Here is a 14848-nt window from a genome sequence, read left to right on the forward strand (position 1 = left end):
ACAGGCAGGTCATGAAAAAGGGGCCAGAAAAAGCGGATTATTTTTTTGCCGCAGCGATGGTGACCCAGTAGCCGCTGCGATACAGCACGTCGACCGGCAGCATGCGCGCCAAGTCACCCAGCACCGTGTCGGTGTCGTCCAGACGGAAGGCGCCGGTCAGGCGCAGGCCCGCCACCTGCGGTTCGACGCGCAGCAGGCCGGGGCGGTAGCGCGCCAGTTCGGCGGCAAACGCGTCCAGGCGCATGTCCTGCGCCATCAGCATGCCTTGCGCCCAGGCGCCTGCCTGCGGCGTTGCCGCCACCGGCAGGCTGGCGTGGTCGGCGTCGAAGCGGCTTTGCCAGCCGGCCTCGATGCGGCGTACGGTGGCCGAGGGTGCGCGCGGCGCGATCTGCACCGCGTGTTCCAGCACCGTCACGCAACTTGCCTCGTCGTCCAGGCGCACGATAAAGCGCGTGCCAAGCGCGCGGATGCGGCCATGGGCAGTAGCGACGATAAAGGGGCGGTTCCTGGCAGAGTCGGGCCGGGTTTCCACCAGCAGCTCGCCGCGCCGCAGTATCAGCAGGCGCTCGTGCCCGGCATAGTCGACATCGACGGCGCTGTCGGTATTGAGCACCAGCCTGCCGCCATCGGGCAGGGTCAGCTCGCGGCGCTGGCCGATGGCGCTGCGGTAGTCGGCCAGCAACTCCTGGCGATACAGCATCCAGGCGCCCGGCACCGTCATCAACACCAGCAGCGCCTGCATGGCGGCGCGGCGCTGCGGACGGCGCAGCACCGGGGCTGCCACGCCTGGCGGCAGCAGGGCGGCGGCATGCTCAAACTGGCCGCTGACCTGCTGCACCTTGTGCCAGGCGCGCAAGTGTTCCGTGTCGCACGCGCGCCAGCGGGCGCTGGCCGCCAGCTCGGCTGGTGTGGCCTGGCCCGACTGTTCGATCAGGAACCATTCGACGGCCTGACGCGCGATCTTGCGTGACAATGGTGCCGGCAGGTCGGCGCTGCTCATGCCAGCAGCACGCATTCGGTCAGTGCCTCGGCCATGTAGCGCTTGACGGAGCGCTCGCCGATATCGAGCCGTGCGGCGATCTCGGCATAGGTATGGCCTTCGATCTGCGCCATGATGAAGACAGCGCGCACCTTCGGTTTCAGGCCGTCGAGCATGGCGTCTACCGCTTGCAGCGACTGCAGCATCTCGGCCTGCTGCTGCGCCGACGGCACATGCGGTTCAGGCAGGGCCGCCAGCGCTGCCAGCCAGGCGTGTTCCAGCGACTGGCGCCGCAGGTGATTGATCAGCAGGTGCTTGGCGATGGTAGCCAGGTAAGCCCTGGGCGCGCGCAGGGCCGGGGTTTGCGGCTGGGCCGGCGCGCCGGCCAGCAGGCGCGCAAAAGTGTCCTGCATCAGGTCGGCCGCATCGAAGCCATTGCCGAGGCGCCGTTGCAGCCAGTGCGCCAGCCAGCCGTGGTAGGCGCTGTAGCAGCTTTCCAGCTGCATTACAGTACGGCCAGCAGTAGCGCCGCCACCAGCGCCGCCGCGCCGATCACGCGCGCCAGGCGCATTGCCTGGTGCGGTGCATAAGGCAGCAGCCAGATCAGCAGCAGGCCGCAGCCGGTCAGGCTGCCGACCCAGAACACGCTGCCGTAGCCGGCGCCGGCGATGTGCATGGCCCAGGCCAGGGCGAACGCCAGCGCCAGAGCGCCGCCCCATTGCAGGCGGCGGCGCAGCTGCTGCGGCGGTTCTGCGCCACGTCCGTGCAGATCGGCGTAGTGGCGGTCCATCGCCAGGCACAGACATGACAGTCCCGCATAGCACAGGGCGAAGACGAGGAAGTTGGACAGGAACTCCATCATGCGGCTCCTTGCAGCGGGGTGTTGCTGGTGGCTGGCGCGGCTTTCTTTGCTTTTGCCGCCAATGGCTTCAGTTTCCAGGCCGCATAGCCCAGCAGCAGGCCCAGTGCCAGCACCACCAGATCAAAAGCGGCCACCGAGACCGGGCCACGGCCCAGGAACAGGGTCACGCCCAGGTGCGACTGCGTGGTGAACACGTTCAGCACCGGCAGGCCGGCCAGCAGGACCGCGCCGGCCGTCAGCTCGATACGCCACATGGCGCGCGTCGGGCGCAGCTGGGCAACGATGGCGGCCAGCGCCCAGGCGCCGAAGAAGCAGGCGATTTCTTCTTTCGGGCGCTCTTCCATCACCACCGGCAGCAGGCGGTTGGCCCAGAAATAGGCGCCAAACGCGATCGGGATGCCGGAGATGGCGCCGATATTGAGCGCTTCGACCAGGCGCAGGCCAAAGCTGGCGCGCTTGCCGGCGGCCAGCGCCTTGGCTTGCTTCTGGCGCGTCTTGACGGCCCACAGCAGGGCGCCGGTGGCGACCATGGCGCAGCCGGCCAGGCCGGACAGGAAGAACAGGGCGCGCAGCAGCGGCCCGCCGAAGTGGGCCACATGCAGGCCGACCATCACGCCTTGCGTGGCGGCCGCGCCGGGCACCGTTTCGCCATTCGACGACAGCAGCTTGCCGGTGACGCCGTCAAAGTCCATCGATGGCTGGCGGGTCGACATGTCGCGGCCCGAGGCACGGCTGAGGGTAATCACGGCGTTGGCGTCGCCGGGAGCGTTGACGGAGATGCGTTCGACCTTGCCGCCCCATTGCTGTTCGGCCTGGCGCACCAGCGGCGCGAATGGCGTCAGAGGTGCGGCCACCCCGGCCGCCTTGCGCTCTTGCGCGCGCGGGAACGCTTCGGCAAAGAAGGTGTCATTGTCGCCCTTGTAGGCGGCGGTGGCGCCGGACGGCATATACAGGAACATCAACGTGACCAGGCCGGTATAGGTGATCATCAGGTGGAAGGGCAGCGCCAGCACGGCCGTCACGTTGTGCGCGTCCAGCCACGAGCGCTGGCCTTTTTTCGGCCGGAAGGTGAACAGGTCCTTGAAGATGCGCTTGTGCGTAATGACGCCGCTGATGATGGAGACCAGCATGAACATGGCGCAAAAGCCGACGATCCAGCGGGCCCAGATGGCCGACATGTAGTGCAGGTCGAAATGCAGGCGGTACAAAAATTCGCCGCCGCGTGTCTCGCGCGGCCTGGACAGTACTTCGCCGGTCGCCGGGTCGGTCTTCTCGCTATGGAAGTTGCCGCGCCGACCCTTCTTCTTTTCGCCCGGTTTCGACGGCTTGCTCCAGCCCAGCTGCGTCGCTTGCGTGCGCTTGTCGGGCAGGCTGATGAACCAGCGCGTGGCACCGGCCGCGCGCTGGTTCATCGCCGCCTGGGCAGCGCTGGCGGCGACTTCGCTGCTGACCGGGTTGGCCGCCACGGCGTGCAGTTCGGGCTGCATCCACAAGGTGATTTCGCTGCGGTAGTAGCTGGCCGTGCCGCCGCAAAATACCAGCAGCAGCACCCAGCAGACCAGCAGGCCCGACCAGGTATGCAGCCATGCCATCGACTGGCGGAAACCTTCTTTCATGCGAGACTCCAGGATAGTACGTCCATCCATTGCAGGATGGCGGCGAGGACGGCGCACGGTATCAACAGGCCCAGCCAGGCGCGCAGGGCGCTGCCGGTGGCAAAGACCCACAGTACGGCGCAGGTGTAGATGGTGAATGACAGCAGGGTCGCCGTCGTGACGGCTTCCGAGCGCGCCATCGGCAGGCTCACCGACAGCAGCATGGTGACCAGCGCCGCCAGCACATAGCCGCCGACGATGGCGGCCACGGCGCGCGAGGCCACGCCGAGGCGGTAGAGTGCCCCGGCGGACAGCCGCAGGCGCGGCAGTGTGGATGTGATGGCGGGCGCTGGCATGATCAGCCGTGGTCCTTGCTTGGCGCCACGGGAGCTGGTGCCGGCAATGGCGCCACGCCTTGCGTCTGCACCAGGCTCAGGGTGGTGACGTAGCTGGCGTGGTCGTATTTCTTGCCATCGCGTTCGCCGCCGGTTTTGTCCTCATGGTGCACTTCCAGCACATAGCCGCCCTGCCATGGCAGCGGGAAGCTGACCAGGCCCTGCTCGTCGCTGTAGGCCTCGCGCATCCAGCCCGATTGCACCACCGCGCCGACCTTGGCTTTCGGCAGCGGCTTGCCCTGGTAGGTGACCTTGAACTGGCCCGGCGTGCCGGTTGGCAGCAGGTCCAGCGTCAGCGCCGGCGCCTGGGCGCTGTGGTCGGCAACGATGCGCGCGGCCGGGGTCCAGATCGAGAACAGCACCTTGCCGTCCTTCTTGCTCTCCCAGCCCGGATAGCTGTTTTCTTCGGCGATGATGGTTTCGCCCGGCGCCACTTTACCGTTCAGCACGAATGCGCCGGCCGTCTTGCTCGCCTGCAGCGGCTTCCTGGTGCCAGCCGAAATCCAGGTAACGTTTTTCAGGGTGAATTTGTCGAGCAGGCCCGGCGACGCTTCGCGCAGGTTGTCGCCGAATTCGCCGAAGTAGATGCTGGCGGCCTGGCCGTTCTGTTCCAGCCAGATCTGGTGGGCGCCAGCCGCGCCGGACAGCAGCGAGCCGGCCACGAGTGCCGTGGCAAGGGCGGACAAGCGCGCGATGGAAGTGATGGTCATGGTGTATCCCTTGGTGGTGTTGTTATTTGCTGTCGTGAAATGGACGCTGTTCCGGGTCAGAAGCTGAATGTAAATGAGAACGATTCTTATTATATTGCGACGTTGCGTGTCCTGCAAGAGTTCTATGGTGCAATTGCACACGGTGTTCGCACAAAAGCCGGCGATGCAGACAAGACTATGCGGGCTGGCACACTGTCACGGCTGTGCGCCACTTTCCCCGGCAGGCCTCTTCGGCTAACATGGCACGTTATTAAGGAGGCAAGATGACTATTCAACGGATCAATACGGCACCGATCGCCGGCCAGCAGCCGGGCACGTCGGGTTTGCGCAAGAAGGTGGGCGTGTTCAGCGAACCGCAGTACCTGGAAAATTTCGTGCAGAGCGTGTTCGACACCCTGGGCGACTGCCATGGGCAGACGCTGGTGCTGGGCGGCGATGGCCGCTATTACAACCGCACCGCGATCCAGTCGGTGCTGCGCATGGCGGCCGCGCACGGCTATGCGCGCGTGCTGCTGGGGCAGGGCGGCATATTGTCGACGCCAGCCGTCAGCTGCGTGATCCGCAAGCGCGGCGCTAGCGGCGGCCTGATCTTGTCGGCCAGCCATAATCCGGGCGGCCCTGACGGCGACTTCGGCATCAAGTACAACATCGCCAATGGCGGCCCGGCGCCCGAAAAAATCACCGACGCCATCTTCGCGCGCACGAAAGAACTCACCGAATACCGCATCAGCGATGCGGCCGACATCGATCTCGATACCCTGGGCGAAGTGCGCATCGAGCAGATGGTGGTCGAAGTGATCGACCCGGTCGCCGACTACGCCGAACTGATGCAGGAGCTGTTCGACTTCGACGCCATCCGCGCCCTGTTCACCGGTGGCCTGCGCATCTGCTTTGACGGCATGCATGCCGTCTCGGGACCGTACGCGACGGCCATCCTGGAAGGCCTGCTGGGCGCGCCGAAGGGCAGCGTCATCAACGGCTTGCCCCTGGAAGACTTCGGCGGCGGCCATCCGGACCCGAACCCGGTCAATGCACACGAACTGATCGCGCGCATGTCGCAGGACGACGCCCCCGACTTCGGCGCGGCATCGGACGGCGACGGCGACCGCAACATGATCGTCGGCCGGCGCTTCGACGTCACGCCGTCCGACAGCCTGGCGATCCTGGCCGCACACGCCACGGTGGCGCCTGGCTACCGCGCCGGCCTGACGGGCATTGCCCGTTCAATGCCGACCTCGGGCGCGGCCGACCGCGTGGCCGCCGCGCTGGGCATCCCCATCTTTGAAACGCCGACCGGCTGGAAGTTTTTCGGCAACCTGCTCGACGCCGGCATGGCCACCTTGTGCGGCGAAGAAAGCTATGGCACGGGCTCGAGCCACGTGCGCGAAAAAGACGGCCTGTGGGCCGTGCTGTTCTGGCTCAACCTGCTGGCCGCGAAACAGCAATCGGTGGAACAGATCGTGCGCGCGCACTGGGCCACGTATGGCCGCAACTACTATTCGCGCCACGACTACGAAGGCATCGACAGCGCCGCCGCCGCCGAACTGATGGACGCCGTGCGCGCCCAGCTGGCCGGCTTGCCGGGCCGGCAGCTGGGCGACTATACGGTGGCGCTGGCCGACGACTTCAGCTATACCGACCCGGTCGACGGTTCCGTGTCGCACAAGCAGGGCATCCGCGTCATCATGACGGACGGCTCGCGCATCGTGCTGCGCCTGTCGGGCACCGGCACCGAAGGCGCCACCCTGCGCCTGTACCTGGAGCGCTATGAGGCCGACACGGCCCAGCACGATATCCCGACCCAGCAGGCGCTGGCCGGGCTGATCGCGATTGCCGAGCAGCTGGCGCAGATCCGCAGCCGCACGGGGCGCGATGCGCCGACGGTGACGACGTAAAAAAAGGGCGCACAGTGTGCGCCCTTTCTTGTTGCGACTTTGTCAGGCTTTGCGGTAGTTGTCGACCATCTTGTAGTTCCTCGCATACAGCCCAAAGGCGAGCATGGCCACCGCGGCAAAGGCGGCGAAGAAGAACATCTGGAAGGCCGTCACGCTGATACCGCTTTCGGAAATCTTGCTGATCACGCCCGGGTTCATGACACTCTTGTTGACGATCAGCACCCACAGATTGCCGACCGTGGTCGACAGATTCCAGAAGCTCATGATGGCGCCTTTCATCGACGCCGGCGCCTGGCTGTAGGCAAACTCCAAGCCCGTGGCCGACACCAGTACTTCGCCCAGTGTCAGCAGCGCATAAGGCAGGATCTGCCAGAAGATCGATACCGAGTTGCCGCTGTCGAGCGCCAGTTGCAGCATGCCGATGACCACCCACGACAGCGAAGAAAAGCCGATGCCGGCCGTCATGCGGCGCAATGCCGTCGGTTGCCAGCCGAAACGCTGCAGCGAAGGGTAGAGTACCAAGTTGTTGAAAGGGATCAGCAGCATCACCAGCAGCGGATTGAGTGCCTGCATCTGCGATGGCAGGAAGTTTTCAGGCCGTGTCATCGATTCGGCCTGCACGATCCAGGTCGAGGCTTTCTGGTCGAACAGCGAGAAGAACGGTGTGACCAGGGCGAAGATAACGAGGATGCGCAGGACCGCGCGCACGCCTTCGACCGCTTCGTCAGGATGCGCGCCGCGTGCGCGCTCCAGTTGCATGGCCGTGCCGATACTGCCGAAAGCGAGCAACAGCACCAGCGCCAGGCAGGCTGAAATGACAAAGCCCAGGTCGGGCATGCGGTAGAACGCATAGATCGCGCCGATCACGCCGAAATAGGCCACGTACAGGCCTGGGCGCGAACCGCCGTTGACCTGCGCCAGCAGCGCGGTACGCGCCACGCGCGTGAACGAATGCGGGTTCGGCGGTGCCGGTGGCACGTGCACGTATTTCTTACTGCCCATCCAGAAAACGATGGTGGCGGCCAGCATCATGATGCCGGGAATGCCGAAGGCGACGGCCGGACCGTAGTCACGCAGGAACATAGGCATCAGCCACGAAGCAAAGAACGAGCCGAAGTTGATGATCCAGTAAAACAGTTCGAATACCACCTTGGCCTTGTGCTTGTTGGTCTGGTCGAACTGGTCGCCGACGAACGACGCCACCAGCGGCTTGATGCCGCCCGAGCCGAACGCGATCAGGAAAAGGCCGAAATAGAAGCCCTTGACATTGTTTTCAAAAATCGCCAGCGAGGCGTGACCGGCGCAGTAGACCAGGCTGAGCCACAAGATGGTGTTGTACTTGCCAAAGAAACGGTCGGCCAGCCAGCCGCCCAGCAAGGGGAAGAAATACACGCCAATGACAAACGTATGAAACACATGCTTGGCCTCGCCCGTGCGCTGTTCGGCCGGAAGTTGCAGCAGCAAGGTACTGATCAGGAATACGGTCAGAATATTGCGCATGCCATAAAAGCTGAAGCGTTCGCAGCCTTCGTTGGCGATGATGTACGGAATCTGCCGGGGCATCTTGCCCGTGGCGGTTTGTGTCTCGGCCGTTGACATTGGCTCTCCCAGGTAGTTTTTTTGTAAGCCGCGATGCTAAGGCCTGCCGCGTTTGCTGGCAACAGAAAAAACGGCTTCAGCCCTATTTCGCAGGTATTTGTAAAGGTTTGATTTTCAGAAAGACACTACTTTGTGGCACTTTCGCGGCAGGCATGGCAGGGCGCGGCAGCAGCAATTGAAGGTGCAGCATGTCGCCTTGCGGCACAGCACCATCGAGCACGAAACCGCACGCCAGGTAGAGCGTCAATGCTGCCTGGTTGTCCTGCGCCACGGCCAGCCGCACGGTGGCCAGCTCCGAGATGGCGCAGGCATGGGCTATGGCCGTCTGCACCAGTTGCCGGCCCAGTCCCTGGCCGCGCGCTGGTGGCGCCACGTACACGCCCCACAGGCTGGCCTTGTCGTGCACCACGGCGATCGCTTCCCGGCGCAGGCCCGCCATGGCGATCAACTGCACATCATCAAAAATGCCAAATATTATTTGGAGCGGGGTGGGCTGCAGGCGCTGGCGCATCTGCGCCATCGGCAAGCTGCTTTCCAGCGCATGCGTAGTGCAAAAGGCGGACGGCATTTCTGCGATGCCGGCCAGCCGCAACGCGCGGTAGGCGGGCGCGTCATCGGCAGCGAGCGGCCGGACAAGGGGATGGAAGGATGGCATGCGCCGAGTATCGGATGTTGTGGCCGTAAAGTAAACCTTGCGCTGGGCTCGCTGTTTCTCCAGGATATATCTTTTATGATATATCTGGATAATGGCATGACGCCTCTCCCTACCGCTGTATTGAGCCCGGCGCGCGAACGCTGGCTGTTGTGGCTGCTGGCGCTGACGCAATTTACGGTCATCATGGATTTCATGGTGATGATGCCGCTGGCGCCGCAGCTGATGCAGGCTTTCAAGATTGGCCCGGCCGCCGTCTCGGGCGCCGTGTCGGCCTATGCCTGGTGCGCCGGCCTGTCGGGCTTGTTGGCTGCTACCTATATCGACCGGTTTGACCGCAAGCGCCTGCTGCTGGTCATGTTCTGCCTGTTTACGGTGTCGAACCTGGCCTGCGCGCTGGCGCCGAACTTTCATGTGCTGCTATGGTCGCGTGCGTTTGCCGGCCTGACCGGCGGCGTGCTGGGCGCCATCACCATGGCCATTATCGGCGACGTGATTCCGGCCGAGCGGCGCGGCGCGGCCACGGGCGTGGTGATGACCTCGTTTGCCATGGCGGCCGTGGGCGGCGTGCCGCTCGGCGTGGTGCTGGCCGCGCATTTTGGTTGGGCTTCGCCATTCTTCTTGCTGGTGCTGCTGTCGCTGCTGGTCTGGCTGGGTGCGGCGCGCGTGCTGCCGTCCTTGCGGTCGCACCTGGCCGGCACGCCCACGCCGCTGCGCGAAGTGCTGCCGAACTTGCTGGCGCTGTTGCGTGAACCGCGCCATCTGCAGGCGTTTGCCTTATCGGTAGTGAACATGGCGGCCGGCATGCTGCTGATTCCGTTTGTCTCGCCGATGCTGGTGGGCAACCAGGGCCTGGCGCCGCTGGACGTCACCTGGGTCTACCTGGCGGGCGGCTGCGCCACTCTGGTGACGGCGCGCATGGTGGGGCGCTGGGCCGATCGGGCCGGCAAGCAAACTGTCTACCGCTGGATGGCGCTGTTTTCCATCGTGCCGATGCTGCTGATCACGCATCTGCCGCAGTTGCCCTTGGTGGCGCTGATGCTGGTGTTTCCGCTGTTTATGGTCTTCGTTTCCGGGCGTACCATCCCGCTGCAGGCGCTGCTGACAACCATCCCCGCGCCGCAGCAGCGCGGTGCATTCCTGAGCGCCAACTCGGCGCTGCAAAGCGTGGGCAATGGCCTGGGAGCCTGGCTGGGCGGACTGACCTTGCACACTGACGCCGCCGGCCATATCAGCGGCTATGGCGTCAATGGCTGGCTGGCGGCGGGCTTGTCGCTGCTGACGGTGTGGTGGGCCTCGCGCGTCAGCGGCGCTGTCCAGCCGCCGCTGCCGGCCAAGTTTTAATTTGGCACGCGTTTCATGGGAGCTTTTTCCTTGCGCCAGCGCTCCAGGCTCAGCAACTCGCCTTCGACATCATCCTCCACCAGGATGCGCTTGCCGTCGGGCGTGACCAGAAAGCTTTCCCAGCGGTGCGCCGCATCCGGGCCGTTCTCAAAAAAACTCAGTTGAAAATAGGCCTGGCCATCGACCAGGCGCTGTTCGGGCGTCGTTTCCATCACGGCGCCATGCGAACGTCCGCCCGAGGCCTTTTCGATATGCGCCGACCAGGCACGGATTTCCGGCAGCGCCAGCAGTGCATTGACCGCCTTGTCATCTTGCTGTGCGGCGGGGGCGTCCTGTGATGCCGGGCCTGTCGACGGCGGCTGGTACACATAATAAGCGCCCAGTGCGGCGGCCAGCAGGCCGGCCAGGATGCCGGCGGTAATGGCGGTTTTGGAAGACGAGGCGCGTGGCGGCATGGTGGCGTGCAGGAGGTGGATGATGGCGGCCATGCTAAAGCAAAATGCGGGCGCGGGCAATCGCCGTTGCGCTCTCTTGAGTATCCCCAACAGCAGGGAGAATACATGGAGTACGCTCGGCAAAGGACTGCTTCAACCAGCTGGCGGCAAGTCCAGAAACGCGAATGGCCCACCGAAGTGGGCCATTCTGACTCTCTTGTTCCCGGGGGGAGGCTTGCGCCAACAAGTCCCGAAACACACAAGGTGATTATATACCTTTCTTAAAAAAGTGCACCGCTTTCGAAGCTGACCTCATATGGCATTGTCACCACAACAAACCGCAGCCATTACCGTTGCCATTTCTCCGGCACGGCTGGGTACTTATATCAATGCTACCGGCTTCGGGCCTGGCGCGACGGCGCTGGACATTTATATCTGGAACGCCTTGGTATCGTGCGCGTTTTTTTCGGCGCTGCATATCTGCGAGGTTGTGATGCGCAACGCAGTCGCCCATGCATTCGAACTGAAATATGGCGCGAACTGGCCCTGGCATACGGGTTTTGAGCGCTCGTTGGCGAGCTGGGCCAAGGGCGAATTGCAGTCGGCCAGGCAAGGCAAACCGGTTGGATCGAGCGGTAAAGTCATTGCCGAATTGAAGTTTGCATTCTGGTGCAAAATGTTTACCGCAGGGCAGGACCAGCACATCTGGAACGCCCATCTGCATACCGTGTTTCCATGCCTTCCATTACCACTGACGGTAGCGTCCGCCCGGCAAATGATCTACGACGATATGGAGGCGCTGCGCAGCCTGCGCAATCGCATCGCCCATCATGAGCCGGTCATCGGCTATCCGCTGATGGCACAACAGTTTCGCATGCAACGTCTGCTCAAACTGCGCTGCGGGCATACCGAGGCCTGGATGTGCGAATGGGAGATCGTCAGCGCGGCGCTGGCGGCGCGGCCTTGAGCAGGGCAGTTTCATGTTGAACAGACGAAAAAAAGCCACCTTCCGTGGAAGATGGCTCTTTCGGGTTGCCGCAGATGACTGAACAGCTTTTGGCCTGCCCGTCATGCTGCGGCTTGTGCGGCCCGGCGACGCCGTCGCCTGCGCGCCGGGCCGCAGGACATTACATCATGCCGTCCATGCCACCCATGCCGCCCATGCCACCCATGCCGCCGCCCATGCCGCCGCCTGCTTTGTCGTCAGCGATTTCGCAGACCATGCAGTCGGTTGTCAGCATCAGCGAAGCGATCGAAGCGGCGTTTTGCAACGCCGAACGGGTCACTTTGGCTGGATCCAGCACGCCCATTTCAACCATGTCGCCATAGGTGCCGTTGGCAGCGTTGTAGCCGTAGTTGCCGGTGCCAGCCAGTACGGCTGCCACGACGACCGAAGCTTCTTCGCCGGCGTTTTGCACGATCATGCGCAGTGGCTCTTCCATCGCGCGCAGCACGATCTTGATACCTGCATCCTGGTCAGGATTGTCGCCCTTGACCGTGATGTTGGCGCGTGCGCGCAGCAGTGCTACGCCGCCGCCTGGCACGATGCCTTCTTCGACGGCAGCGCGGGTAGCGTGCAGTGCATCTTCAACGCGGGCTTTTTTCTCTTTCATTTCGACTTCGGTGGCAGCGCCAACCTTGATCACGGCAACGCCGCCGGCCAGTTTGGCCACGCGCTCTTGCAGTTTTTCACGGTCGTAGTCCGAGGTCGCTTCTTCGATCTGCACGCGCACTTGTTTCACGCGTGCTTCGATGTTGCTGGCTTCGCCGGCGCCGTCGATGACGATGGTGTTTTCCTTGCCCACTTCGATACGCTTGGCCTGGCCCAGCTCTTCGAGCGTGACTTTTTCCAAGGTCAGGCCGACTTCTTCGGCGATCACCTGGCCGCCGGTCAGGACAGCGATGTCTTCCAGCATGGCTTTGCGGCGGTCGCCGAAGCCTGGTGCTTTCACTGCGCAAGTTTTCAGGATGCCGCGGATGTTGTTCACAACCAGGGTAGCCAGCGCTTCGCCTTCGATGTCTTCTGCGATGATCAGAAGTGGACGGCCAGCTTTGGCAACTTGTTCCAGTACCGGCAGCAGGTCACGGATGTTCGAGATTTTCTTGTCGCACAGCAGGACGAATGGATTGTCCAGGATCGCAACTTGCTTTTCTTGATTGTTGACGAAGTATGGCGACAGGTAGCCGCGGTCGAACTGCATGCCTTCCACGATGTCGAGCTCGTCGTTCAGCGACTTGCCGTCTTCCACGGTGATCACGCCTTCTTTGCCGACTTTTTCCATCGCTTCAGCGATGCGCTCGCCGATCGAGTAGTCGGAGTTGGCCGAGATCGCGCCAACCTGGGCGATTTCCTTGGTGGTGGTGCAAGGACGGGCAATTTTCGCCAGTTCTTCCACGGTCGCGGCAACAGCCTTGTCAATACCGCGCTTCAGGTCCATCGGGTTCATGCCGGCGGCAACGAACTTCATGCCTTCGCGCACGATGGCTTGTGCCAGCACGGTCGCGGTGGTGGTGCCGTCACCGGCGTTGTCGCTGGTGCGGGAAGCAACTTCCTTGACCATTTGCGCGCCCATGTTCATGAGCTTGTCTTTGAGTTCGACTTCTTTTGCAACCGATACGCCGTCCTTGGTGACGGTAGGGGCGCCGAACGAGCGCTCCAGGACCACGTTGCGGCCTTTCGGGCCCAGGGTCACTTTGACTGCGTTGGCGAGAATGTTCACGCCTTCGACCATCTTGGCGCGCGCTGCGTCGCCGAATACTACTTCTTTAGCTGCCATGTTCAATTCTCCAGAAATTTCGGAATAGATTATTTAAAACGTGGAAACGAATTACTGAACGACGATCGCCATGATGTCTTCTTCGCGCATGACCATCAGTTCCTGGCCATCGACTTTGACGGTCTGGCCGGCATATTTGCCGAACAGCACGCGGTCGCCCACTTTGACATCCAGAGGACGGACTTTGCCGTCGTCGAGAATCTTGCCATTGCCTACGGCAAGGACTTCGCCTTGATCCGGTTTTTCAGCAGCTGCATCAGGAATGATGAGGCCGGACGCAGTCTTGGTTTCCTGGTCGAGGCGTTTGACGATGACGCGATCGTTCAATGGGCGCAGATTCATACAAAACTCCTTAAAGTTCAATGGATAAGTGTTGCTCGATCCTCGCCAGCCCGGCATCGCGCCAGGCCCGCTGTCGACCGACCGCCGTATCGAGGAATCAATAACGGCATGCAACGAATCAAGCAAGCCTCGTTCGTCCCGTGCTTGCCCGCGTTCGGCAGGAAGTGCGCTGCGGCGTCGCCCACCGCGCGTACTCCTTGCCAGAAAGCAGGCAAGCATCGATCTGTCATGAGGATTGCTACGAAAGAGTTTGTTAGCACTCTCTACTAACGAGTGCTAATTATAGGGACGGCAAGTGGCTTATTCAAGGGGAACATATATATACACGATCGGTGCAAGCGGCGGAGTGACGCGGGTTTGCGCTGGCGCAAGCCTGCTTCCCGGGCGTCAGCGGCGAATCCGACTCTAGCACGGCCTTGACAGCATGGCTGTTCCTGTACACACGGGAAACATTGCATATCGGCCAAATTTGCTAAGATAGTCAGTATTGCATATCAACAATTCTTCCACATCATGCCAAACCTGTTTTCACGCCATGCGCTGTCCCTCTCCCTGAGCGTTGCCAGCCTGGCCTTTTCCGGCGCTGCCGTCGCGCAAACTTTTCTCGACGAACTGAAGGTGGTCAGCCTGTCGCCGCAGGACAAGGAAGCCCTGATCAATGATCTTTCCAAGCACCTGAACAAGGACGACGATGACCAGGAAGCGCACGTGTGGGAGAACGACGGTGCCAAAGCCGTGTACAGCTTCAGCAATTCCGGTTTGACCGAGCAGAGCCTGAAGGCGCATATGTGCCGCGACCTGAAATTCGTCATCACCGCCGACGGCAAGACGCAGGACCTGAGTCGCCGCACATGCTCGCAAAACAGTGGACGCTGGGATATCCAGGGCAAGGATGCGCCGCCGGCCGTTTATCCGCCTTTCCTGTCCGACGTCACGGTGGCCAAGTTGAACGCGAAGGAAAAGAAGGACCTGCTGAACGCGGCCGTGCGCACCCTGAAAGACGAGGAAGACGGCAAGACCCGTGAATGGAGCAACAAGGGCATGGGCAACAGCGTGCCCTTGCGCGTGAGCTTGATGCCGTCCGAAACGGGAACCAAGCCCGGCAGTTTTACTACCTGCCGCGACCTGACGATGGTGTTCGATGGCAAAAATGGCAAGCAGGAATTACGCCGCCGTTCCTGCGAAAACCGGTATGGTGCGCTGGACATCGAACCGGACTACAAGGAATAGCGCTGGATCGCCGAAGATGTTAAAAAGCATCCAT

General features: G+C 62.7%; 15 protein-coding genes. 4 read left to right on the forward strand and 11 right to left on the reverse strand.

Going from position 1 to position 14848, the window contains the following annotated elements:
• Positions 1–37: 37 nt before the first annotated feature.
• Genes AC0Z42_RS14670 through AC0Z42_RS14695 form a run of 6 tightly spaced genes read right to left on the reverse strand, consistent with a single transcriptional unit; the run spans position 38 to position 4541 of the window.
• Positions 38–1000 carry a FecR domain-containing protein gene (locus AC0Z42_RS14670; RefSeq protein ID WP_485468942.1) on the reverse strand — a complete coding sequence of 321 codons (963 nt, stop codon included), beginning with the start codon at positions 998–1000 and terminating at the stop codon, positions 38–40.
• Positions 997–1485 (reverse strand): sigma-70 family RNA polymerase sigma factor, encoded by a 489-nt coding sequence (locus AC0Z42_RS14675; protein WP_485468943.1) that lies wholly within the window; start codon positions 1483–1485, stop codon positions 997–999. Before AC0Z42_RS14675 ends, AC0Z42_RS14670 begins: the two co-directional genes overlap by 4 nt.
• Positions 1485–1841, reverse strand: coding sequence for a DUF3325 domain-containing protein (locus tag AC0Z42_RS14680; protein WP_485468944.1), 357 nt, complete (start codon positions 1839–1841; stop codon positions 1485–1487). The genes AC0Z42_RS14675 and AC0Z42_RS14680 overlap by 1 nt, the downstream gene beginning before the upstream one ends.
• The gene (locus AC0Z42_RS14685; protein ID WP_485468945.1) at positions 1838–3457 is read right to left on the reverse strand and encodes a PepSY-associated TM helix domain-containing protein; all 1620 of its coding nucleotides are present in this window, start codon (positions 3455–3457) and stop codon (positions 1838–1840) included. The genes AC0Z42_RS14680 and AC0Z42_RS14685 overlap by 4 nt, the downstream gene beginning before the upstream one ends.
• A complete protein-coding gene (locus AC0Z42_RS14690) occupies positions 3454–3792 on the reverse strand; it encodes a DUF3649 domain-containing protein (protein WP_485468946.1) in 339 nt (112 codons plus the stop codon). The genes AC0Z42_RS14685 and AC0Z42_RS14690 overlap by 4 nt, the downstream gene beginning before the upstream one ends.
• 2 nt (positions 3793–3794) lie before the next feature.
• The gene (locus AC0Z42_RS14695) at positions 3795–4541 is read right to left on the reverse strand and encodes a DUF4198 domain-containing protein (protein ID WP_485468947.1); all 747 of its coding nucleotides are present in this window, start codon (positions 4539–4541) and stop codon (positions 3795–3797) included.
• Positions 4542–4804: 263 nt separating this feature from the next.
• On the opposite strand from AC0Z42_RS14695, the gene AC0Z42_RS14700 reads away from it, so the two are divergent.
• The gene (locus tag AC0Z42_RS14700; protein ID WP_485468948.1) at positions 4805–6436 is read left to right on the forward strand and encodes an alpha-D-glucose phosphate-specific phosphoglucomutase; all 1632 of its coding nucleotides are present in this window, start codon (positions 4805–4807) and stop codon (positions 6434–6436) included.
• Positions 6437–6478: 42 nt separating this feature from the next.
• Here AC0Z42_RS14700 and AC0Z42_RS14705 read toward each other — a convergent pair whose 3' ends face one another.
• Positions 6479–8035 carry a POT-type proton-dependent oligopeptide transporter gene (locus tag AC0Z42_RS14705; protein WP_485468949.1) on the reverse strand — a complete coding sequence of 519 codons (1557 nt, stop codon included), beginning with the start codon at positions 8033–8035 and terminating at the stop codon, positions 6479–6481.
• Between the two features lie 82 nt (positions 8036–8117).
• Positions 8118–8690 (reverse strand): GNAT family N-acetyltransferase, encoded by a 573-nt coding sequence (locus tag AC0Z42_RS14710; RefSeq protein ID WP_485468950.1) that lies wholly within the window; start codon positions 8688–8690, stop codon positions 8118–8120.
• Positions 8691–8786: 96 nt separating this feature from the next.
• Between AC0Z42_RS14710 and AC0Z42_RS14715 the strand changes: the two genes are divergently transcribed.
• Entirely contained in the window at positions 8787–10031 is a 1245-nt protein-coding gene (locus AC0Z42_RS14715) for an MFS transporter (RefSeq protein WP_485468951.1), read from the forward strand.
• Here the strand turns inward: AC0Z42_RS14715 and AC0Z42_RS14720 are convergent.
• Positions 10028–10519, reverse strand: coding sequence for a hypothetical protein (locus AC0Z42_RS14720; protein WP_485468952.1), 492 nt, complete (start codon positions 10517–10519; stop codon positions 10028–10030). The two genes, AC0Z42_RS14715 and AC0Z42_RS14720, sit on opposite strands and share 4 nt — an antisense overlap.
• Before the next feature lie 262 nt (positions 10520–10781).
• On the opposite strand from AC0Z42_RS14720, the gene AC0Z42_RS14725 reads away from it, so the two are divergent.
• A complete protein-coding gene (locus AC0Z42_RS14725) occupies positions 10782–11432 on the forward strand; it encodes a hypothetical protein (protein WP_485468953.1) in 651 nt (216 codons plus the stop codon).
• Between the two features lie 160 nt (positions 11433–11592).
• Here AC0Z42_RS14725 and groL read toward each other — a convergent pair whose 3' ends face one another.
• Positions 11593–13242 (reverse strand): chaperonin GroEL, encoded by a 1650-nt coding sequence (groL, locus tag AC0Z42_RS14730; protein WP_485468954.1) that lies wholly within the window; start codon positions 13240–13242, stop codon positions 11593–11595.
• 51 nt (positions 13243–13293) lie between these two features.
• On the reverse strand, positions 13294–13584 hold the full coding sequence (gene groES / locus AC0Z42_RS14735) for a co-chaperone GroES (protein ID WP_065307519.1): 291 nt from the start codon (positions 13582–13584) through the stop codon (positions 13294–13296).
• A 513-nt stretch (positions 13585–14097) separates the two neighbouring features.
• Between groES and AC0Z42_RS14740 the strand changes: the two genes are divergently transcribed.
• On the forward strand, positions 14098–14814 hold the full coding sequence (locus tag AC0Z42_RS14740; RefSeq protein WP_485468955.1) for a hypothetical protein: 717 nt from the start codon (positions 14098–14100) through the stop codon (positions 14812–14814).
• Positions 14815–14848: the final 34 nt, after the last annotated feature.

The organism is Janthinobacterium sp. 1L-D-8-B-C4, assembly GCF_057291295.1.